Below are 21,196 nucleotides of genomic sequence, written 5' to 3' on the forward strand. Positions count from 1 at the left end.
GTACAACTTCGCTCACCGAATCACCTCCAGTCCACCCCGGAGTTTCCGGTTCGTTCCCGCGTAGTCAACAGAAGTGTGCAGAACTGCACGGCCATGCCTTCGGAGAGGATCACTGTGGGTGTCTGGCAGGTCCGCTTGCACCATAGGTTCAGGGGATCGGAACCAGTTCGGCGACATTGGCCGTCAGGTAGTGCATCGGGTCGGCCTGGAGTTCAGGACTGTCCACCAACGCCTGCAGGAACGCCGCTTCCCAGTAGTTCACGCCGAATGCCCTCATGACGGACCGCAGGTCTCCCCTCAGGCTGATCTCCAGAGCAGGCCAGCCATTTTCCGCTGCGTCCGCCCACGCGTACTGGCGCTTCTGAAAGAAGATCACGGCCTCATTCCGATAGAATGGGGCCATTTCGAGTTCCGCGAACTGCCACCGCAGCCTCTCTGTGAGCTCGGGATCGATCTCCGGATGATCAACGATTTCGAAGTGCGGGCTGAGGACACCGTTCGCGATCGCGTCAGCGCGGAGGAATGGCCGGTCACTGGGTATCGCGTCAAAATACGGATGGACGAACTGTCGGGCGGGATCGTCGTGATTGGTGTCGGACTTGCGGCGATTACAGTCGGCGCACGCGGCGATCAGGTTCCCAGCGAAGATTGAGAGTGTGGGATAGTCACTCTGGGGGAGCAGGTGGTCGATGGTGCCTGGTTGGGTGGCATTGCACAGCAGGCAGAAGCCCCTGGCGGCGGCCATCACATCGGATCGGACGTCCTCCAGCCAGCCGCCCTTCCACGTGTGCTCGTATAGCCGCTGCTGGTATCCCGCGTCCGGATTTCCCCAGATGTTGGTCCTGGCGATGAGATGGGGTCGCCCCCGGCTCGCCGCGTACGCGTCGTAGTCTGCCAGCACTTCGGGGCGGCGGGCGGTGAGCCGCGCCTTGCCGGGGTTGTACGATCGGGTGACGCAGGTCTGGTAGTCCGCCGCCGAGGGGCGGGTTGGGCTGTCCGCGCTCTTCATTGGCGTAGACGTCCCCGGGCCTGCATGGCGACGACGAGGGCTCGCGCCTGACTGCTGAGTCCGTTTTCGAAGAAGCCTTCGATGGCATCCAGCGGATAGCGGGAAGCCAGATCCTGGAGGATAGCCACGAACTCGCCACGGCGGCTGTCCAGACGAAATATCTCGCGACTGACAGTCCCAATGTCCTCACCAAAGGTCTCCGTCAGCGGCTCATCGACGGAGGTCCGGTTCACGTATCGCGTGACGACGCGCACGTATCGGGCCGGCGTCTCCTGCACAACGAAAGGAGAGTGCGTTGCGATGATGGCGTGCGAGTCTCGAACCTCCAGGAGATGACGCATCACCCTCAGGAACGTCGCGAGCAGGGGCGGATGGAGGTGGGCCTCGGGTTCGTCAACCAGCACGAGGCTACCCGGACGGACGTGCGCCACCAGTTGGGCGATCATGAGCAGGACAAATTTGTGTCCCGTGCTTGAACCAGCAAAGAGCTTGTCTAGGCGTCCGCGAAGATCACCGTCTGCCTCGGATGTGATGCGGACCGGACTGACGCCGGTCGACCCGAAAGACGGCTCCTCAATGAGCCTGTTCAGCATCTCGACGAAGAGACCAGGCTCTTCTTCGATCGCGGTCGAAGTCGAGCGACGGAACTCGCCGGCTATCTGACGGGCCGTCTTGAGGGGCGCAGGTGTGCGCGTCTGTCGGGGTCGTACGGCCGACAGGTCCCGCAGACCGAAGTAGCGGTAGCCCATGGATGTGCTATCGCCCAGGAACGCTGACTTCTGGTTCTGGTTGGCGCCCGGCACATCGAAGTCATCGAAGGCGCTGTACGAGAACGCCAGCACCCGACTGAGCGAAGGCTTGCCCTCCAGCGCCCCCCACTGACTCCTCCCGGTCGGCGAGTCCGAGGGGGCGAAGGCCGCCAGCGCCAGATTGGCCAGCAGCCTCGTCTTCCCAGAGCCGTTGGCGCCGACGATGACGTTGATGCGGCCTGGGACTTCCCTGCTGGTGCCCAGATCAAACCGGACTGAGAAGCCCGCTCCACCTGTGTTCGTGTGGAAGACGAGGTCCTCTTCGTCCCGTCGCGGGGGTTGGGGGCTGACGGCCCCGAAGATGCCCGCGGCCTCATCGAGGGCCGCCCGTGCCGGCGAGAACCTCAGCAATGACCCTTCGTATCCGGGCTCGTTCTCAAACCGGCGACGCCGCTCCTCATCCAGTGCGATATCGCCCAGCGAAGCCAGAACCTCCAGGGCCCCGTCGCCCGCGATGTCTTTCAGGTTGCGGTAGTATTCCAGCTCCGCGCCAAGGGAGGCGTAGTCGGGTCCCAGCGCTTGGAAGCTCGGGTCCATTGCCGGGCGGCCGGTCCGCATACCCTGTCGAAGGATCTTGACCGAGCCGACCGCCTTCAGCTCGCCGTTCGCGTCCACGAAGCTGAGACGGAAAGTCGTTCGAAACCCATCATCGTCGACCGGTTCGGCCCTGAGGAGCCAGGATGACCGCCGTGGCTCCTGCGGCGGAAGCCCCTTCCGCTGGGCGGGGTAGTAGAAGGTCGGCACCCCTCAGACCCTCATTGCTAGCTGGAAGTGGCGTGCGACTTCCTCGCGCAGCGGCCCGTCCTCCAGTGCGTCCAGGTAGAGGACCTGATTGGTGATGCGCAGAGAGATCGCTGTTCGGCGTGTGACGGCTTCGAGGGCCGCGCCAAGCGGCCTTCGGTAGAGGGCGAGCCACTCCTCCCCGATGGCCCTCGCAACCCGTGTGGAGGCGGAGAGCGAGGGGCGTTCCAGGATATTGAGGTTTGCGTCTTCGCTGAGACTGCCGACGATCTCCCAGCGATCAGGGCCGGCCCCCTTTTGGAATGTCGCACCTCGCAGCCAAAGGCGCTGGAATGTGTTCCTGACCCCGCCCTGGTAGCGCTCCGCCGTTGTGCCGAAGCGCCAGTTCACAACATCCGGTAGGAGCACAGTAGCCAGGAAGGCCCAGACGTCATCGCGCAGCGCCTCCGGGCCTGGAACCAGATCCCGCTCGAAAAGCGCCATCGTCACCTGCAGGTCGAAGGCGCCTAGCTCCCGTTGGGCGGAGCGATTGGGGAAGCCGTTCTGTGTTGCAATGTCCAGGATCGCGGTTCGGAGCCCTGACAGGTCATCGTCGGAAGTCCGCCGGCCACCCGTGGACGCAAATGCGGTCCACCGTGAGACCAGTGCGCGGCGCGCGCTCCAGTCATCGGCGAACACCGAACTGTCCTGGAGGATAAGCCGGACACCCTGGGTGGCCAAGCGCGGGAAATGCGCCGCATCCGTCACTGACCATCCTCCTCGAGGTCATCGACCACCGCCGCCAACGCGGCCTCGAACCGCGACGGATCCACCGTGCAAGCCTGGCGGATCGTCTCAAGGTCCTGGTTCGGAAATGCGAGCTGCAACCACCCGCCAACCGCCGCCGCGATGGAGGTCGGATTGGCGGCGATCAGACCCTGATCAAACGTGTCGTTGGCCAGGGCGCCGCGAGCGATCTGTAAGCGTACAGCCGCCATGAGGAGGCGCATCGTCATTGTGTCAGCGTTGCTCACCCTCACGACGAACTCGGGTTCGTCAGCGTTGATGAAGAGTCGGAAGGCTCCGGCGAACTCCTGGGAAAGGTCGGCAGCCGACCATTCGAGTTTCCAGAGAGCATTGCGGGACTCGGGAAACTGCGTCCGGAAACTTGCCGTCTCGGTCGCGAAGCGAACCTCTTCCGGCTCGAGGCGGAGGAAATGTGTATCCTCCCACAGCCTCGTGCCTGTGCGCTTGGGGGAGAGACGGCCTCCGGCGTTCAGTGGTGCCTTGAGCAGCAGTTCGGTGCGGAGCATCAGGTGTTGGGACAGCCGGTTACCGTCGACCGTGACGTCGACCTCGAAGTCCGGAACGGCCTCGCTCAGGGTTCCGGACCAGTGGATCCACCGCCGCCGCGGATCCCTGAGACCACCGGTCCCGAATGTGAGGACGGCCAGCAGCCGCAGATCTCCGGCCACAAATCCCAGAGTTTCGGCGATGTGGCTGACGTTGACGCGCAGCCGCCGCTTCACGCGCAGGTCAGAGCCGTAGTCCCACGACGGGAGATAGTAGCCGAGGTCCGACGGCGTCCCCTCGTCGACAAGCTGCCATGGCTCGGTGATCACGTCGTCGGGATGGATTCTCAGGAAGGGAAACGCGATTGCCGTCATCGGTCGTCAATCCTCGGCGCCGAGGAGCACGCCGACGGCTCCGCCATAGCCAGGGATGCGGATCCTGACGCGCATGTCGGCGGTCGTGCCTGGGGCCACTTCCACAGTGTCCCCTTCGGTGAGATCGGTCCCGTCCGGTGTCTCCCACCCCGCGACGGTGACCTGAGCGCCGTCCGGGAGCCTAACTTCGTCGGTGATCCGGTCCTCCATGATCAGGCCGGGTCTCGCGGCAACGCGAAGCGGCGAAGTCGATGAATTGGACGCCACCACCTGGAAGACGGCCTCGACCACGCCGTCCTCGATATCCTCGATCGATACAAACCGGGCGGGATGAACGGTCCAGCGCCGCAGGCGGCCACGCAGGGTGCGTCCACCCCCGCCACCCTGGGCGTCGGGAGGTGACGGCGCCAGCGCGCCCAAGATGGACGCCGCCTTCGCAAGGGGCGGCTGATCCGGAGCGCTGGCAGCCGGATTCACCTGCGGATAGATGATCTGGCTGGCCAGTTCCTTGATCCGCCGGAGCGCAACGTTGACGAACGTCTTCGGCCGTCGTTCTTCGAGATTGGTCGGGACCCAGTCATCATGCGCGGGGGGTTCCGAATCCGCGAAAGCGCGCTCGACCTCCGCCTCATTGCTGCAGATGAAGACGCCCGCCCATTCGTGCGATCCCTGCGCAAGTTGCTGGCCTTCGAGGTAGCGGACAACCAGTTCCACCGGACGCATCAGAGCCACATGCGACGATGTTTGCGGGACCAGGGAGTCCTGAGCCAGCATCCTTCGATCGCTCCGGAACCCGCGCGAAACGGCCATACGGCCAAGCTGCTTGTGCGGGCTAAGGCACATCACCGCCTTGCTGGCCGCAGTCTTTCGCTTCACCTCCAGGAAGGCTTCGACGTAGAGGTCGAGCGGCGGGAACGTCTCCGGTGGCGGGATCGATACCTCGCTGCCCTCTGCAACGAGCGCAAATTCCATTGCAGCTGGCTCACCATCGATGGCCACCATCTTGGGCCAGAAAAACCAGAGCAGAGCCTCCCGGATCTCAGCGATCGCCGCATCGACAGAGTCCACCTGTGGCATGAGGACCGCGACCGTGGTCCCGGTGTCGTCTGCTCCGCGCGCCGGCAGGCCAAGCGCCTGGGCGAGGCCAGCTGCAGCGTTCCCGATCAGAGGCTCGACGAAGTCATCTTCATCCGAAGGCGCGCCCCACCAGTGGCGTCCGGTAAATTTCCTAGCGTTGGTGTCAGCGAACTCGCCGCCGAGATGACAGGCTATGAGGCGTCGTTCCGGCTCCGCGCCGTTCGTCGCGAGAGAGTCCACAATGATCGTGGAGCAGCCGCTGGCCTTGTAGAACGAGGTCTTGCCGAACCCATAGGTGCCGCCGCCCTGAGGCGTATTGCGGGCGACGCCGATATTGCGGACGAAGTTGACGAAACGCGGGGACTGACCTGCGACCGGCGCGACATCGGCCCGTGTCGGCCCACCGAGCCCGACAGTGCCGAAATCACTGACTTCGAGGACAAGCTGACGTCCACCGTCGAGAAATCCGCGCAGTGGATCTCGGGATGCGGAAGGAACCGGGAGCTCGGCGAAGACCTGCTCGCGAAGCACCGTCGCTTCTGAAGGCGTCAGGCTCCGCAGCCGGACTTCAAACCGCACGCAGCTCGCGCCTCGCCGCGCGTCCCACGAGTTCTGCCCGGACTCGCGGATGACCGCCTGCAGTGGGGTCAGCGGCGGCGCGCCGAGCAGTTTCCTGGCGCCGTCCCCGGCCATCCCACCAAATGGGCCAAACGGCTCAGCAGACAGCTTCAGGGGCATGGGAAACACCCCGGGCGCTTCTCGGAGAGGTGGGAATGCGGTGCTGCCCGGCTCAAGCCGAGTCCTCCGGAAGATCGACCAGCACGTCTTCCGCATCCTCATCCGTCGGCAGGCGCACGCGAACGTATCGCTTGCGCTCGCCCCGATCCGGCAACACCAGGCCGATGCCGAGCACTTCGGCGACAGCGTCCAGCGGTGCGCGGTAGCGGCTGCCAGCCGCGGGCGCGGAGCCCGGGTCGATGGCGTAGAGCAGCAGTAGCGGTGTCAGATCACCGACCACGGCCTGCCGCTGCCGTTTCAGCGACTCCCAGTCGTCTGACGCCGCTGATTCGTCGACGTCGGCGAACAGGTCCCGCCGCGACATCAGGGCCTTGATGTCGGCTGCGCCGTCTGGTCGTGGCATGTTGAGACGGGAGCGCGTGACCATCCGGACCGGACCGAACGCTCCAAGCGGTTTGCTGGAAGTTCTGCCGCCGGGCGGTTCGACCAGGGCGACGTTCCATTCTCTGAAGGCGCCATCCGCACCAGCAGCCTCAGCTGCGATGTAGTCAGAAAGTCCCTCTGAGAAGCGGTCCTTTTCGGAGGCCGAGTAGGCCTTGAGGAACGTTTGGACAGACTGCAGTGGTGCTCCGCGGATCAAGCGTCCCTGCGGGCGATCGACAATCTCGTGGTCCTTCGCCGCGGCCACCAGCAAGCGCGCGCCGGCCGCCCAGTTTCGCTCCAGGAGGTCAGCATCCCGATGCTGGAACCTGATGGTCTGGAGGTGTTCACCGGAGAAGCTGACGTCGCAGCTCTCGGCAGCAATCATCTTGCTGGCCGCGGTGATGGCCATGCCCGGAATTTGCCGGATGCGCACTGCGAAGTCCGTGGGCGTCAGATCCCTGCGGATGTACTCCGCGATGTCTGACCTGATTTCAGCCTCGACACCGGCTAGGTCCCGGAACGCGACCGCAAGTTCGGGCGACATCCAGATTCTGGGGAGGTCTTCGTACCCGGGACGGAATCCGAACCAGCGCCCCATCTGCAGCAGCGTGTCGTACTGGTTGGAGCTCCTGACAAAGTAGCTGACGGTCAGGCCTTCAATCGTGAGGCCGCGGGCAAGAACCGACCCGCCGACAACGATGTACTTGCGCGGACCGGAGTCATAGGCGAGCCGCGTCTCGCTCGCGCTGTTCTCAATCACGACTTCCAGGTCATTCAGTACGTCCGGCAGATGCCGCCGCACCTCGGCAAACGAAACCCCTTTGAGACCCCACCGCGTGGGATCAACGGCCTGAGCCTCCTGTTCCCACAGCTTCTCCAGCGAGGCCGCGCCTTCGGTAGACCCCATCATCGCCGGGAAGGATGCCAGCCAGTCCTCTATGGCCTGGGCCAGACGGTTGTGGACGATGGTGTAGACGGTCGTATGGACCAGCATCGATGAGTGTTGCTCGCGCTGGCCCCGGGCGTAGCGAGCCGCCGTCGCCATCAGGAAATAGGCGATGGCCTGTTCCAGAGAAGCTGGCACACCCGGTTCGAAGCTGTTGCGGGCCCGGGCCGATGGCGGCCTTACGGCCAACGCATCAGCTTCGGGAACCTCGCGGACCATGTCGAGCCCGATCTCGTCTTGCGCCTCATCACCCGCATCAGCCGGGGTCCTGCCGAACAGGCTTTCCGCGCCGAAGTAGCCAGCGGGCAACGGCAGGGAGGAAATGAAGTCTTCGGGGTAGAGATCATCGAGCTGACCATCGGCCAGCTGGGGATTGATGAGGACGTTCGCGAACGGGGTGGCGGTATAGCCGACGTACTGAACCCTCGGCAGCAGGGTCAGCAGGCGTCGAATCGCCCCGTTGATAGCGGTCATGTCGAACTGGCTGCCGCTCGAATTGACGCTCGCCTGATCACATTCGTCGTCGATGATCAGGACGGGCATCCGCTCCCTGAGCGCGGGCGGGGTCTTCTCGATCGTCCTGATGAGACGCCGCAGGGGGGTGACGTTTTTCTTCACGATCGCCACCTGCGCCTGGTCCATCACGGAGAACCAAAGGTTAGGCGGCGTTCGGAAATCCCCGGCGTCGTCGTATGAGGTGTGGAGGTGCCAGCCCAGCGGGTTCCGGGCCCTCAGGTCGGCCTCGAAGCGTCCCTGGGTCTGCTTGCGCAGCGAGTTCGTTAGCCCAGCGAGGATGATCACGAACTTGTAGCCGGCATCAACGGCCTTCGCGATCACGGCCAGCATGTTGGCGGTCTTGCCGCTCTGCACATAGCCGACGACTAGGCCGCGTCCTCGGAACAGCGGCTGGGTGGGGCCTTCAAGAAGCGAGACGATCTCAGACGAAGTCTGATCGAGGCTCTCAACCGTTTCGAGCGACCAGCGTTTCCGCTCCAGGAGGAATGCCCTGAAGGGTGGCCAATTCGCATCGGCGGCAGAAGGTCCGCGATACCACTGTGGCCGTCTTGGCTTCCTTATCGCGTGGGGTTCAACGCGTTCATCAGGTCTTTCGAGGCTTCGGAGAATCTCGGCCTGCGCGGCTTCCCAGTGCGCCAGCTGGCCCTCCGTCAGCGGAGCGCCCAGGGCGGCCTCAAATGAGATCCGCGCCTCGCGGGCGGCAGTCTCAAGGTCCAGGCCCGCAGCCTGTTCCTTCTGGATCTGTCTCATCCAGCCCAGGACCTGGGGGCCGGGGCGACCGTCTTCTTGTTTGTGATTCATAACCCAACCCCGCCAGCCCTTTGTACCGGCCAACGCCCTGCAAGCAAGGGTCGCAGCTCCAGTAATTCACGTCTCGTGCGCGACTAATCCCTCTCAGGCGGTATTGAGGTTCACCAACTCAGGTCGTTGAACTCGGCGAGCGCAACCACATCGGTGGGATCACCCTCACTCGAGTAGCTCCATCTGGGTGGCGCGGGGACAATACTTGAGAGCGAGCGCATGTTCGCTCTGCAAGGCCGCTGGTTCCCTAGACAATCGCGACGGCCAATTCGTCGAGCACTCGCGCCAATCCCGGCGTACGGCGAAGGGCGTGAACGCGCGGCGCAACCAGCTTTGCGACGGCTCGGTCATAGATGGCCAGGTTTGTCTCCCCGTTCAGGCGGGAGGGGTAGATGATCCCGTCGACCTGCTCCGGGTGGTCGTGGAAGGCCACAGACCACTTGCGCGCCAGGGTCTGCTTCGAGCCTCGCGGGACATCGCTCGGCACGCCCATCCGTACCGGCCCGTCGCCGCGCAGGTCGATGAGCTTCAGCGCCTCGCGAACTTCGACCTCGGCGTAGCGGCGGGTGTCCAGTTCGATCTCGTCCATCAGGTAGTCGCCGACGACGCCGTCGCGGTCGTCGCGCAGCACGGCCTCAAGGAAGCAGACCTTCAGCGACGAGCCGAGATAGAGCGCGCCGAAGCGGTTGGCTTCGGCGCGCCGGCGCGGGTCGCTGAAGCGGCTGCGGGTCTTGCCGAACCCCAACGGATCGGGGAACGCCTGCCGGTAGATGCGGCCGAAGACAGCGCCTGGCGCGATGTGCGCCAGGTCGAGTGTCGCGGCGGCGAAGGCCGGTGTCGGCGGGGCGCCCGACACCTAGGCGAAGGCGCCGCGCGCGACGCTCTCGGCCGTCTCGACCACCTGGTCGGCGCGGCCGCGCCTCAGGTAGTCCTGGGCGCTGGCGCCATCGAGCTCGGCATGGCGCTGCACCAGGAAGCGGTAGACCGTCCAGGGACTGTCGCCGAGCAGCTCGAACAGTCTCGGCAGCACGTCGAACGGCTTGCCGTTCTCGTCCACCTGCCAGGCCGGGAAGCGGAAGCCGCGCTTGGCCCCTTCCAGGGCCAGGACCTCGTGCTTCTGGCGCTTGGCGTTCACCGTTACACGGGAGACCCCGAGGAGTTCGGCGAACTCTTCGGCGCTCAGCATCTCCTCGCCGCTCAGCACCTCCGCCGCGCGCAGCCGCCCGCGTTCGCGGGCGGCGTCCAGGGCGCGGTCGAGATCGTCCGCATCGTCTGCCGGACGGGAGACCGGCTTCGGCTCCGCCTGCGCCGCAAGGTTCTTCGCCGGCAGGATCCGCGGCTGTCCCGTCCGGTCGACCTCGACCATGAAGCCCATGCTCCGGCCGCTCTTGCGGCTCTCGTCGATGGTCTCGCCCAGGACCTCCATCAGGGCCTTGACGTTGGCCTTGCGCGACGAGAGCGTCCGCAGGGTCTTGGGCCCGAGCGCGACGGTGAACTCGCCGGTCGTCACGCGGCCCGGCTTGGCTTGCGACAGGACGGACGCGGCGACGCTCTTGGCGCGGGAAGCGGGCTTCGCCTTGGTCGGCGGCGGTGCGGGCTTGGCGTTCGGCATGACAATTCCTCTCAACGCGTAAGGTGTGCTTTTACGGTAGGTTCGTCAAGTTCGATAAGTTCGTAAAGTTGTTGGCGTGGCGCTGCGGCACCGTCTCGAAAGATGGGGGAAGGCCTTCCCCTGCGGTCGAGCCTGGCGTCTCGCCCGACCCCTTCCAGCGGGGTGAACCCCGCAACGCCCCTTCGAGAAAACGGAGATCGGCCGGCGGTCACGCTTGGTTCCGCCGAAAACACGGTCAGCACATGTTCCGTCTAGTCCAGGCAGGGACCACCCGGGCGACACGCTTCGGTGGCGACGGTGAACGCCACTAGGTCACGCCAAGCTTGAGCCATCGCGCCGGAGTGTTCACGCAACTCGGCCGTGGGAGCGTTGCTGGCGGACTGATCGGCCGCCAAGGCAAAGCTCAAATAGTCGGATGGCCGGAACATGCGCGATTGTGCGCCTTCCGGACTTGAAGAGACATGACCGTTTCTCGCGCGTCTCGAACGCCCCTTCGAGGATATTGAGAGCGGCCGGCGGTCACGCTCGGTCCCGCCGCGCCTTGCGCGGCTCCTGCGGGCGTGACGCCCTGTGCGCGCTTTGGCGCCGCCGGCCGCTCGACGGCGCGTCCCGCCGTGCAGCGTCAGGCTGCACCTGTCGCGCAGGCTCCTTGCAGCCTTCTCCCTTACGCCGCGCTGGCGCGCGGCCGTGCTTAGGGCGCCGCCCTCGGCGCGCTTCGGAGTGGCTTCCGCCCAGCTTCGGTCCCCTCGCAGGGCCGGCAGGATCCAACCGCAGGGCAGGGGCCCTGCAGCCGGTTCCCCGCGAAGCCGCCCACTCCGCTTGCACACCCGGTCTCGCCGACGGGCAAGGCTGCAGGCGCGCCTTGCGCCTGCCAGCCATGCCCCAAGGAGGCAGACATGACCCAACAGACCGAAGTCATTCATCAGGACGGCGATGTCATCGACGTGCCGCTCAACAAGCTGAAGAAGTCGCCGCGAAACGCGCGGCGGACCCCGCACGCCGAGGCGGATATCGAGGCCTTGGCCGCTAGCATCGCGGCGAAGGGCGTCCTCCAGGCCCCGGTGGTGGAGCCCGAGGTGGATGGGGAGAGCGCGCCGACCGGCTGCTACCTCGTCACCATCGGTGATCCACCGCGGGTCACGCGGCTCTCCCGCAAGACGCTGATTGTGTTGAGCGGGGGCGCCGTGTTGGCGGTCGCGGGCGCAGTCGCGGTGGCGATGCAGGGACAGTCCGGGAAGGGACCGAAGGCCGAACTCTTCGCTACCGACGCCAAGCCACCCGCCGACGCGCTTGCCGCCCTGCCTAAGGATTATGCTGGCCTGGCGAGGGATGCGCCCAGGCTCGGCCCGCCGCTGCCCGGGACCTGGGGCGCCCGATCCTCAATGCGCAGGCCGGCCGCGGTGTCGCACCGACGATCGACGGTCCCCCCGCCAGCGCGGCCCCCCCGCCGGATCCGGTGCGCCAGCAGTTCGATCAGGAGCGGCAGGCGGCGCGCACCAGCCGCCTGTTCGCGACGAGCGATCGGAGCGCGCCGGAAGGGGAGGGCGCTATCAGCCTGGGCCTCGCGCCGGCGCCGGGCGCGACGGCCGCAGCGACCGCTCCGGCCGACCGTAAGCAGGCCTTCCTGAGCGCGCCCACCGATCTCCAGACCACGAGCAGCCATCGGCTGCAGGCGCCGGTGTCGCCCTATGTGCTCCAGGCCGGCGCGGTCATCCCCGCCGCGTTGCTCACCGGCATCCGGTCTGATCTGCCCGGCCAGATCACCGCCCAGGTGACCGAAAACGTCTACGACAGCCCCACCGGCCGGATCCTGCTGAGGCAGGAGATCCAGGCGGCCGTCAGGGTGATCAAGGTCCCCGCAGTCCTGACAAATCCCCACCCAATAGTGGCGCGGCTTCTGAGGCAGGACGCGGAGCGGAAACCCAGCCCGTCCGTCAGTGCATACTTCGCCGACCGCCATGGACCGAAGTTCGCCAGGCCAATCCAGCAGCGCCGGCTTCGCATCCTGTCCTGCATCCTGACGGAGTTGGAACGCCTGGGATGCAAGGCCAGCGGCAGCACTCATGCTGGCGAACGGTTCAGCATCAGCGTCGGCGGCGCCTGGACCTACATCCTTTTCGGGATCGAAGGCGGCGCATCCGAAAGCTACTTCCACAGGGACGGCCGAAGGTTCAAGGGGCCCAACACCGAGCGGCTTCGGTTCGATCTGGTCGAGCATGACGACCGCACACCGCCCAAGCGCATCTGGCGGGAGGACGAGACACCCCTCGAACGACAGGCCACGGACATCGTCCTAGGCCTGCTCTTCCAGGCGGAGGACGACACCCGCAAGTGGGCCCTGATGCGGCACCAGTGGGATCGCGAGGACAGGGCGCGCAGGGCCAGGGAGGCCAACCTTGCGGCGGAGAAAGCCGAAGCCGAGCGCATCGCGCGAGATGAAGCGGCGGCCGCAGCGCGTATCGCCTCGCTGATAGACGGGGCCGAGGAATTGGAGCGTGCGGCGCGTATCAGGCGATATGTGGACGCCGTTCGCGCTGCGAACGCAGCCAGGCTCGAGCCCGTGTCCGACGCGGCGCTAGAGAGATGGACGAGATGGGCGCTGGCGGAGGCCGACACCATCGACCCGGTGGTCTCGGGGCGCTTCCTATCGGACCTTGAACCGTAGTCAGGCTGTTGAATGCGCAGCGCCGGAAGCCCCCGCGCGTCTGGTCACCCGAACGGTCGCCACCCTGCCATCTTGCGCGCCATAATGCGCTCATGAGCGAACGGGAATCCGATGCCCTGGGCTGGGTGCTGCGGCAGCGCGCGGAACGCCAGGAGATCAGCAGCCACGAAAGCTATGCGATCGGGGCGAGACCCGAGCGTCCGCTGCCCGCCGCTGGTGGCATCACCATGAAATCCTCGGACAATGTCCTTGGCCAGCGTGAACTCGAATTCGACGTCCGGCCGGTTGTCCTTGGCCAGGTCGAGGTCTGTGTACGGCTGACCACGCAGGCGCCAGACGCCGGTCGGCCGCACAGCAAGCGCGCCTTCCTGCACGCCTCTCCAACGGCGATGCGCGAGCTGGCCTGGCAGTTGCTCGATGCTGCGGACCGGGCCGAGCAGATCAAGCCCAGGCCAAAGCCCGTCCGCTAGTCGGCGTCCTCGGGCTTCTCCGGGGGCGGCCTCCGCTCGGCAATCAGGTCGTGCAGCGACTCCGGTTTCAGGTGTGTGTAGCGGCGCAGCATCTTCCAGTCCTTATGGCCAGTCACGAGCGCGGCCTGCTGGATCTCCAGGCGGGCTTCGAACAAGCGGCTGGTGCCTTCGTGCCGCAGGTCATGGAAGTGCAGGTCGACGATTCCGAGAATGCCGCAGGCCCGTGTGAACGCGGTTCCGGCGGATTTGTGGTTGTGCGGGAAGATGCGGTCCTCTTCGTTGCTGCGCACCCCGCGCTGCTCTTCGATGAGTTCGACCGCGTTGTAGCCGGAGATATCGAGCAGCGGGATGCGCTGGTGGTTGCCCTTCTTCTCCCGCGGGTCCTTGCGGTCCCGGATCAGCAGCATCTTGGTGCGGGGATTGTAGTCGTCCCAGGTCACCCGGAAGATCTCCTCCTGGCGCATCGCCGTGGCGATAGCGAAGCGCATGACCCGGCTCATGGGGATGCACGGGAGCCTGAGGCTGTCGAAGTGCTTGAAGAGCCTCTGAAGCTCTTCCTCGGTGGGGCGCCGGTCGCGCTCATTGCTCTTGCCCACGAGACCCAGACGCTTCAGCGCGATGCGCGCCAGATCGACCTGCTCCATGCTCACGGGGAGCCCGTGGACCGCCGCGGCGTGGGAGATCACCAGCCTGACGGCGCCGATATCCATGCTCACCGTGACGGGGCCGGCCCCCTGGGCGGCACGATCGCGGCCGAACTTGATCAGGCGCTCGCGATCCATGTCGATGACTGGCCGCTTGCCAAGCTCGCGCTTGAGCATTGCAAGCGTCGCGGACTTGGAACGGCCGGGCGCCTTGCCGACCTCCTTCATGTCGGCGATGTGCAGATCGATCAGTTGGCCGAAGGTCTTCATCCCCTTCACGCGCGTGGAAGTTGGGGCGACGCCCTGGTCGATCTGGCGCTCGGCCTCGAGCGCCCAGGTCCGCGCGTCTTCTTTGCGCTTGAAGGTCTCGCTTATATACCGGCGCTTGCGCCGGACCACGGCGCGCCAGGAGCCAGACGGAAGCCTCACGAACGCGGCCAATTTCGTGTCCTCTATGTGTACAGTGAGGCGTCGAACCGTGGCGAAAAACGTCGTATCGCGTCGCAAAATCGAGTGTACACGCCGCGATCTAACTCTTTGAGACTACAAGAAAATTGCAGCAATTTCAAGCACATAGATTGTCCGTCGCACCCATGATGGACTGGACGGACCGGCATTGCCGGAGCCTGCACCGCACCCTGTCGGCGCGGGCGCTGCTCTATACCGAGATGCTGACGACGGGCGCGGTGCTGCACGGCGACCGCGAGCGCCTGCTGGCCTACGAACCGGCCGAGCATCCGGTGGCGCTGCAGTTGGGCGGCTCGGAGCCGGCCGACCTGGTCGCGGCCGCCAAGATCGGCGAGGCCGAGGGCTATGACGAGATCAATCTTAACGTCGGCTGCCCGTCGGACCGGGTGCAGAGCGGCCGCTTCGGCGCCTGTCTGATGCGCGAGCCCGAGCTGGTGGCCGAGTGCATGTCGGCCATGGGCGCGGCGGTGAAGGTCCCGGTGACGGTCAAGTGCCGGATCGGCGTCGACGACCAGGATCCGGAGGAAAGCCTGTTCCGGCTGGTCGACCTGTGCGCGCAGGCCGGCGTCTCGCTGTTCGTCGTCCATGCCCGCAAGGCTTGGCTGAAGGGGCTGTCGCCGAAGGAAAACCGCGACGTGCCGCCGCTGGACTATCCGCTGGTGCACCGGCTGAAGCGCGAACGGCCCGACCTGACCATCGTGATCAACGGCGGGATCGGTTCGCTGGACGAGGCTGAGCCGCATCTTGAGGCCGTGGACGGCGTCATGCTGGGCCGGGCGGCCTATCATACGCCGGCGCTGCTCGGGCAGGTCGACCGGCGGGTGTTCGGGGCGGATGTCGAGGACGTCGACAGCTTCCGGGCGGTGGAGCTCTACCGGCCCTATGTGGAGCGCGAGCTGGCGGCCGGCACGCATCTGGCCGCCATCACCCGACACATGCTGGGGCTGTTCCACGGCCTGCCGGGCGCGCGCGCTTGGCGGCGGGTGCTGACGGTCGAGGGCGTGAAGGCCGGCGCCGGCCTGGAAGTGATCGACGCGGCCTTGGCCGAGATCCTACGGGCGCAGGATGAGCGCCGTGCGCGTGGCCTCGAAGCTGGCCAGGCGGCCTAGATAGGTCATGCCGAGCAGCGAGCTTTCCAGGCCGCTCTCGATCACCATGGCCTGGACGTCGTTGAGCGCGGCGCCAGCGACGGACACCCGGCCGAGCGTCACGGCGGCGGCCCGGGTCTCGCCCGAGGCGGTGACGACCTTGTAGTTGTAGTCGAGCTTGTCGGTGGCGATGCCCAGGCGCTGGGCGTCGGCCAGAGTCAGGGCGACGGCGCTGGCGCCGGTGTCGACCAGGAAGCGCACGCGCGAACCGTTGACGTCCGCCTCGGCCCAGTAGTGACCGTCACGGTCCTTGGCGATCGAGGCGGGCTGGGCGTGCGACGCCGGTTGGGGCGTGATGGCGAGGGCCGCGCGCAGTTCAGGTTTCGGATCGGTCAGGGTGTTCAGCGCTTCGGCCGCGCCCACCGCAGACACGGCGCCGAGAAGCGCTACGATCGCCAGTTTGAGCATGTCCCACACCTTGCCGCTTTAGGCTCACCGCGGGCCGTTTTCGGCCCTGTTCGGCGGGGACCTTACGCCGGCGGGGTTTGCAAGGCGTGAATCGAAACTTGCGGAAAAGCTAACTACAGCAAAGGTTTAAGGTTAAAACATTGCCAACTTTTCGGGGCGGATCTGGCCGCGGCGCGACGGCAGTTCGTCCATGATCCTGGCGCGCTCCTCATCGCTAAGCCTGGCCCAGCCGGCGACCTCGCTCAGCCGGCGATAGCAGCCCAGGCAGAGCCCGCTTTCGCCATCGACGACGCAGACCTTGATGCAGGGGGTCTTGATGGGGGCGGGCGGTCTGGCGGGGGTGTCGGTCATGGCTTTCGGCGCGCAGCGGGTCAGGGGATAGCGTAGGTGACGGTGGCCTGCGCCGCCAGCCGTTCGGGATGTTCGGTCCAGAGCCTAACGTCGCAGACCGCGCTGCGCCGGCCGAGCCGGAGCATCAGGGCCTCGGCATGCAGGTCGCCGGGCTGGGCGCCGCGCAGGAAGTTCATCACCAGCGAACTGGTCACGGCCATCAGCTGATCGCCGATGTGGGCGAGCACCAGCGCATAGGCCGCGGTGTCGGCCAGCGACATGAGGTTCGGGCCGGAGATCAGCCGCCCGGGGCGCAGCATGCTGTCATGATAGGCCCGCACGAGCAGAGCCCGTCCCGGGGCGACCTCCGTCACCCTCGGGAAATGGGCGTCCGACCCGTCGGGAAACGCCCCGCGAAGCAGGGTGTTGATCTGGTCGGCGTCGAGCTTGAGCGAAAGTGTCATGGCGCAGCTTTGCGTCGCTTCCGGATCATTACAAGATATTTATGTTCTGCAGTAAAGGTTTCGGATCATGACTTTAATTTAATCTACGAATACTAATCATTGCCGGGAATTCATTTGAGTGTTGGTGGTCTCGCGAGCAGTTTCCCCTCATTGAATTTCGAGGGAGAAACGCCATGAAACTGTTCGCCATCGCCTTGACGTCCGTGGGTTTGCTGGCCGCCGCCGGTTCGGCTTCCGCCGCCATCAGCGACGTGGATTACCTGAAGGCCAACCGCTGCCGCGGACTGGCCGCCTCCGGCATCGCCAGCGTCGACACCGCCTCGATGGACGCCTTCATCAAGAGCGAGGGGCGCACCCGCAACGCCTTCGTCACCGATCGCGGCAAGACCGAGTTCGACAAGGCCAAGCGTGAGGGCAAGACCGACAACACCGACCGCAAGGCGCGTCTCGTCGCCGAACTGAACGGACCTTGCCAAGCCTACAAGGGCTAACGCCCGATCGCCTGCCGGACCCCACCCGGCAGTCGCTTCCAGACTGAGCGCCCGTGTCCCCCCGGCCGGGCGCTCTTTTCTTTTTGCCGCGGAACCAGGCTTGGCCGTACGCTTTGATGGGTGGAGGCCGTAGCTGGGCGATTGGGTCGGTGATGGATTTGTTGAGGCCCGGCGAGACGTGCTGGCGCAAGGAACGCGCGGGCCGAGCCGCCTTTCTGGTCGACACCGAGGCCTACTTCACCGCGGTCTTCGAGGCGCTGCGCAAGGCGCGCCGCTCGGTCCTGCTGCTGGGGTGGGGGTTCGATCCGCGCGCGCGGCTGTTTCCCGACGGCTTCGACGGTCCGGCCGATCCTGACGAGGTGGGGCGGATCCTGGTGGCGCTGGCCAAGGCGCGGCCCGATCTCGACATCCGCATCCTGATCTGGAAGTCGGCGCTGCCGATCGCCGCCAGCCAGCAGTTTTTCCCGCACAAGGCCCGCAAGTGGTTCCGCGACACGGGCGTGAAGTTCTGGCTGGACGACCACGTGCCGTTCGGCGCCTGCCACCATCAGAAGGTGCTGGTCGTCGACGACGCCCTGGCGTTCTGCGGCGGCGGCGACATCAGCGTCGATCGTTGGGATACGCCCGGCCACCTGGAGCACGATCCTCGCCGGATCATGCCCGATCAACACCACCACGCGCCGCGCCACGAGGTGATGATGATGGTGGACGGCGCCGCCGCAGCGGCGTTGGGCGACCTGGCCCGCGAACGCTGGCGGCGCGCGACAGGCGAGGCGCTGGCCAAGCCCGAACCGACCGGCGAGGATCCGTGGCCCGCCTACGTTCCGGCGCATCTGAGCGACGTCGATGTTTCGATCCAGCGGACGGAGCCGGCCTGGGACGAGCGCCCCGGCGTCACTGAAATCCGCAGCCTGACCATCGAGTCGATCCTGGCGGCCAAGTCGCTGATCTATCTGGAGAACCAGTATTTCGCCTCACCGCTGTACGCGGCGGCGCTGGCCAAGCGGCTGGCCGAGCCAGACGGCCCGGAGGTGGTGCTGATTTCGACCGGACAGAGCCCCAGCTGGTTCGACCAGCTGACCATGGACCGGGCCCGTTCGAACATGCTCTGGCGGCTGCGCTCGGCCGACATCTTCGGGCGCTTCCGCGCCTGGTATCCGATCACCCCGGCCGGCACCAAGATCATCGTGCATTCCAAGGTGACGATCATCGACGAGCAGCTGGCGCGGGTCGGCTCGGCGAACCTCAACAACCGCTCGGGCGGCTTCGACACCGAGGTCGAGCTGGGGGTGCAGGTCGAGGACGGCGGCGAGGAGCTGACCATCGGGGCGCTGCGCGACCGGCTGATCGGGCACTTTCTGGGCTGCACGGGCGACGCCGTGGCCAAGGCCAGGGCCGAACGCGGCGGAATGATCTCGGCGATCGAGTTTCTGAACACCGAGGGTCGGCTCTCGCCGATCTTGCCGATGAAGCAGACGCCGCTGGGCGAGATCATCGCCACCTATCACCTCGGCGATCCCTACTCGGTGGTCGATTCCTGGCGCGCCACGCGGCGGCGGGACCTGCTCTACACCGAGGACCCGCTGCACACCCGGTTCATGCCACGCTGAAGTCCATCACCAGCGGCAGGTGGTCGGAAGCCGCGCGGGTCAGCGGATCGAACGGCACGAAGACGTTCTGCACCTTGATCTCCGGACTGACGAAGATGTGGTCGATGCGCAGCACCGGTAAGGCGGACGGGAAGGTCGAGGTCGGCGAACGGTGCGGCGATAGCCGCCGCGCCGCGGCCAGCTTGGCCGCCAGGGTGCGGTAGACGACCGATGAGCCGGTGGCGTTGAAGTCGCCGAGCAGGATCGTCGGGCCCTGGCGCATCGGGTGACCCAGCCATGAGGGACCGGCCAGCCAGCTCGCCTGAATCTGCTGTTCGCGCGGCACCAGGCCCAGGTGGGTGTTGATCACCTGCACCGGCCGGCCTTCGACCTCGACCGAGATCCACACCGCGCCGCGCGGTTCCAAGCGCGGGATCGGGGCGTAGCCGGGCAGGGGGCCGGTCTGGATCATCCGTTCCGGATAGGTGGTCAGGATGGCGTCGCCATAGAGCTCTTCCTCGACCCGAAGCGCCGGGTGGAAGTGGAAGGCCATCTTCAGCCGGCGCGCGATCTGGTGGGCCTGGTCGACGCCGCCGGTGCGGGCCCGGCCGACGTCGAGTTCCTGCAGCGCCACGATGTCGGGTTCGAGCCGCGCGATCACCTCGGCGACGCGGCCGACGTCCAGGCGCCGGTCCGTGCCGACGCAGCGGTGGACGTTGTAGGTGAGGATGCGTGGCATGGGGCTCAGGGATGCACGCCGCGAACGCGCGGCGCAACGGCTGCAACGCTGGCGCAAGGCGAAGGTTCGCGGGCTTGCGCCGCCATTCTCGCCAACGTCACCTGAACCGCGATAAGTTGATGTGACGTTGACGTAAGCGTCATCTTCACATCGTCACGCGACGCGCGTATGGTCCGCGCCCAACGACATACGCTGTAAATGCTCGCGCCTGGGAGCCGCCTATGAACCTCGACTTTTCGCCTGAAGACGCCGCCTTCCGTGAGGAGGCCCGCACCTTCATCGCCCAGAACTATCCCAAGGAACTGCGCGAGAAGCAGGATCGCGGCGAGGAGCTGAGCAAGGAGGACTATCTCTCCTGGCACCGCATCCTGGCCAAGAAGGGCTGGGCCACGCCGTCGTGGCCGGTCGAGTTCGGCGGCACCGGTTGGACCCCCACTCAAAAGTACATCTGGTCGGAAGAGCAGGCTCGCGCCGACACCCTGGGCATCCTGCCGTTCGGCGTCTCGATGCTGGCCCCCGTGATCTACACCTTCGGCACCCAGGAGCAGAAAGAGAAGTTCCTGCCGGGGATCCGCGACGGTCTCGTGTGGTGGTGCCAGGGCTATTCGGAGCCGGGCGCCGGCTCCGACCTGGCTTCGCTGAAGACCAAGGCTGAACGCGTCACCGGCGACGACGGCAAGGAATACTACATCGTCAACGGCCAGAAGACGTGGACGACGCTCGGCCAGCACGCCGACTGGGGCTTCTTCCTGGTCCGCACCGATCCGGACGCCAAGCCGCAGTCGGGCATTTCGTTCCTGCTGATCGACATGAAGACCCCGGGCATCGAGGTGCGCCGCATCACGACCCTGGAAGGCGGCCATGAGGTCAACGACGTCTTCCTCGACAACGTGAAGGTGCCGGTCGAGAACCGCGTGTTCCACGAGAACCAGGGCTGGACCTGCGCCAAGGCGCTGCTCGCCCACGAGCGCACCGGCATCGCCGGCGTCGCCCGCTCGAAGCGCGGCCTGGAGAAGGTCCGCGAGATCGCCGGGACCGAGCGTTCGGACGCCGGCGGCCCGCTGCTGGCCGACGCGTTCTTCAAGCGCAAGGTCGCCGAACTCGAGATCGACCTGACGGCGCTGGAGTTCACCGAGCTGCGCACCCTGGCCGGCGAAAGCAGCGGCAAGGGCCCGGGTCCGGAGAGTTCGATCCTCAAGATCAAGGGCACCGAGATCCAGCAGCGCCTGACCGAACTGGTGCTGGAAGCGGTCGGCCACTATGGCGCGCCGTACCTGCGCGACCTCGGCCACAACGCCAACATCGGCCCCGACTACGCCGACGGCGTGGCCGGCAATTACTTCAACATGCGCAAGACCTCCATCTACGGCGGGTCGAACGAGATCCAGCGCAACATCATCGCCAAGATGGTGCTGGGCCTCTAAGCGCCGATCGTCTTAAGTCACATAACAACGCCTATTTC

Annotated in this window: 19 protein-coding genes; 6 read left to right on the plus strand and 13 right to left on the minus strand. The window is 66.1% G+C overall.

Annotated features, from left to right (window positions below):
• Positions 1–148: 148 nt before the first annotated feature.
• The 8 genes from AC1Q87_RS21735 to AC1Q87_RS21770 all read right to left on the minus strand — a co-directional run bounded on the left by AC1Q87_RS21735 (position 149) and on the right by AC1Q87_RS21770 (position 10,318).
• Positions 149–1,009, minus strand: coding sequence for an HNH endonuclease (locus tag AC1Q87_RS21735; protein WP_492610916.1), 861 nt, complete (start codon positions 1,007–1,009; stop codon positions 149–151).
• Entirely contained in the window at positions 1,006–2,562 is a 1,557-nt protein-coding gene (locus tag AC1Q87_RS21740) for an AAA family ATPase (protein WP_492610917.1), read from the minus strand. The genes AC1Q87_RS21735 and AC1Q87_RS21740 overlap by 4 nt, the downstream gene beginning before the upstream one ends.
• A 3-nt stretch (positions 2,563–2,565) precedes the next feature.
• Complete coding sequence (locus tag AC1Q87_RS21745; protein WP_492610918.1) at positions 2,566–3,306, minus strand: DUF6339 family protein; 741 nt, start codon at positions 3,304–3,306, stop codon at positions 2,566–2,568.
• Positions 3,303–4,205, minus strand: coding sequence for a hypothetical protein (locus tag AC1Q87_RS21750; RefSeq protein WP_492610919.1), 903 nt, complete (start codon positions 4,203–4,205; stop codon positions 3,303–3,305). Before AC1Q87_RS21750 ends, AC1Q87_RS21745 begins: the two co-directional genes overlap by 4 nt.
• Before the next feature lie 6 nt (positions 4,206–4,211).
• Entirely contained in the window at positions 4,212–6,020 is a 1,809-nt protein-coding gene (locus tag AC1Q87_RS21755; protein ID WP_492610920.1) for a hypothetical protein, read from the minus strand.
• 52 nt (positions 6,021–6,072) lie between these two features.
• A complete protein-coding gene (locus AC1Q87_RS21760) occupies positions 6,073–8,655 on the minus strand; it encodes a Z1 domain-containing protein (RefSeq protein ID WP_492610921.1) in 2,583 nt (860 codons plus the stop codon).
• Positions 8,656–8,953: 298 nt separating this feature from the next.
• On the minus strand, positions 8,954–9,562 hold the full coding sequence (locus AC1Q87_RS21765; RefSeq protein ID WP_492610922.1) for an RES family NAD+ phosphorylase: 609 nt from the start codon (positions 9,560–9,562) through the stop codon (positions 8,954–8,956).
• A complete protein-coding gene (locus AC1Q87_RS21770; protein ID WP_492610923.1) occupies positions 9,563–10,318 on the minus strand; it encodes a hypothetical protein in 756 nt (251 codons plus the stop codon).
• A 1,456-nt stretch (positions 10,319–11,774) separates the two neighbouring features.
• Between AC1Q87_RS21770 and AC1Q87_RS21775 the strand changes: the two genes are divergently transcribed.
• Positions 11,775–12,983, plus strand: a complete 1,209-nt coding sequence (locus AC1Q87_RS21775) for a TraB/TrbI/VirB10 family type IV secretion system protein (protein WP_492610924.1) — start codon at positions 11,775–11,777, stop codon at positions 12,981–12,983.
• Between the two features lie 92 nt (positions 12,984–13,075).
• A complete protein-coding gene (locus tag AC1Q87_RS21780) occupies positions 13,076–13,453 on the plus strand; it encodes a hypothetical protein (RefSeq protein WP_492610925.1) in 378 nt (125 codons plus the stop codon).
• Here the strand turns inward: AC1Q87_RS21780 and AC1Q87_RS21785 are convergent.
• A complete protein-coding gene (locus tag AC1Q87_RS21785) occupies positions 13,450–14,538 on the minus strand; it encodes a tyrosine-type recombinase/integrase (RefSeq protein WP_492610926.1) in 1,089 nt (362 codons plus the stop codon). The two genes, AC1Q87_RS21780 and AC1Q87_RS21785, sit on opposite strands and share 4 nt — an antisense overlap.
• Positions 14,539–14,651: 113 nt before the next feature.
• Between AC1Q87_RS21785 and dusA the strand changes: the two genes are divergently transcribed.
• Complete coding sequence (dusA, locus tag AC1Q87_RS21790) at positions 14,652–15,674, plus strand: tRNA dihydrouridine(20/20a) synthase DusA (protein WP_492610927.1); 1,023 nt, start codon at positions 14,652–14,654, stop codon at positions 15,672–15,674.
• On the opposite strand, the gene AC1Q87_RS21795 is transcribed toward dusA, so the two are convergent.
• The 3 genes from AC1Q87_RS21795 to AC1Q87_RS21805 form a co-directional block, all read right to left on the minus strand.
• On the minus strand, positions 15,618–16,121 hold the full coding sequence (locus AC1Q87_RS21795) for a TIGR02281 family clan AA aspartic protease (protein ID WP_492610928.1): 504 nt from the start codon (positions 16,119–16,121) through the stop codon (positions 15,618–15,620). The genes dusA and AC1Q87_RS21795 overlap by 57 nt on opposite strands.
• Before the next feature lie 132 nt (positions 16,122–16,253).
• Positions 16,254–16,472, minus strand: a complete 219-nt coding sequence (locus tag AC1Q87_RS21800; protein WP_492610929.1) for a DUF1289 domain-containing protein — start codon at positions 16,470–16,472, stop codon at positions 16,254–16,256.
• Positions 16,473–16,492: 20 nt separating this feature from the next.
• Entirely contained in the window at positions 16,493–16,915 is a 423-nt protein-coding gene (locus tag AC1Q87_RS21805; protein WP_492610930.1) for a PaaI family thioesterase, read from the minus strand.
• A 173-nt stretch (positions 16,916–17,088) separates the two neighbouring features.
• On the opposite strand from AC1Q87_RS21805, the gene AC1Q87_RS21810 reads away from it, so the two are divergent.
• A complete protein-coding gene (locus AC1Q87_RS21810; protein ID WP_492610931.1) occupies positions 17,089–17,406 on the plus strand; it encodes a hypothetical protein in 318 nt (105 codons plus the stop codon).
• 152 nt (positions 17,407–17,558) lie between these two features.
• Complete coding sequence (locus tag AC1Q87_RS21815; protein WP_492610932.1) at positions 17,559–19,016, plus strand: phospholipase D-like domain-containing protein; 1,458 nt, start codon at positions 17,559–17,561, stop codon at positions 19,014–19,016.
• On the opposite strand, the gene AC1Q87_RS21820 is transcribed toward AC1Q87_RS21815, so the two are convergent.
• Entirely contained in the window at positions 19,003–19,734 is a 732-nt protein-coding gene (locus AC1Q87_RS21820; RefSeq protein WP_492610933.1) for an endonuclease/exonuclease/phosphatase family protein, read from the minus strand. The genes AC1Q87_RS21815 and AC1Q87_RS21820 overlap by 14 nt on opposite strands.
• Positions 19,735–19,955: 221 nt before the next feature.
• On the opposite strand from AC1Q87_RS21820, the gene AC1Q87_RS21825 reads away from it, so the two are divergent.
• Positions 19,956–21,158: an acyl-CoA dehydrogenase family protein gene (locus AC1Q87_RS21825; protein ID WP_492610934.1), complete on the plus strand. Its 1,203-nt coding sequence runs from the start codon at positions 19,956–19,958 to the stop codon at positions 21,156–21,158.
• Positions 21,159–21,196: the final 38 nt, after the last annotated feature.

This window comes from Phenylobacterium sp. GW823-FHT02A09 (assembly GCF_058797775.1).